The sequence below is a fragment of the Halalkalibacter wakoensis JCM 9140 genome, from assembly GCF_000513095.1.
Lineage (GTDB): Bacteria > Bacillota > Bacilli > Bacillales > Bacillaceae_D > Halalkalibacter > Halalkalibacter wakoensis.
This window is the reverse complement of sequence record NZ_BAUT01000185.1, coordinates 1-516: the sequence shown is the minus strand read 5'-3', so window position 1 is coordinate 516 and position 516 is coordinate 1. Positions and strand designations below refer to the sequence as shown.

Sequence of the window (516 nt, the reverse complement as noted above, 5' to 3'; positions counted from 1 at the left end):
TCTTCTCTTGCTTCACTATATTTTGTTGAGATACGTAACCAATTCATATAATGGTTTGACAATAAAACACTAATAATTTTATTGATAATCCAATTCAAACCCACAAGCTCTTTATCTCGAACATAGTCATAATAATCGATCCATTCATCAACAAATGATTTAATGAAGTCTCGATCTAAACCAGAAGCAACATCCAGATCATAAGGATATTTTCTATTTGCATGACCATACCTATCAACTTCATAAAAATGATCAATTTCATCAATTGATTTTCTCCAAAATACATATGCATAAGCGTGAGGACAAATTGGTGGGAATGACTTGTTCTCTTCTTTTAATAAACGAACTAATCGCTTAACACATGTTCTATGCTCTGGATAGATTGTATTCCTAATGTGACGAGCGAACGCTTTAACTGTTTTTTGTGAGTTATTATAAATATAGTCGTAGTGTTGTTGGTATTTAGGGTTATTGTTTAAAAGTGTCCAGGAATCCACGACATCATTAATTTGGCTG

1 protein-coding gene is annotated in these 516 nt (G+C 32.2%); it reads right to left on the bottom strand.

Features of this window, described 5'->3' with window-relative positions:
* The coding region (locus JCM9140_RS22185) for a hypothetical protein (RefSeq protein ID WP_034751882.1) at positions 1-516 on the bottom strand (516 nt) is incomplete at both ends.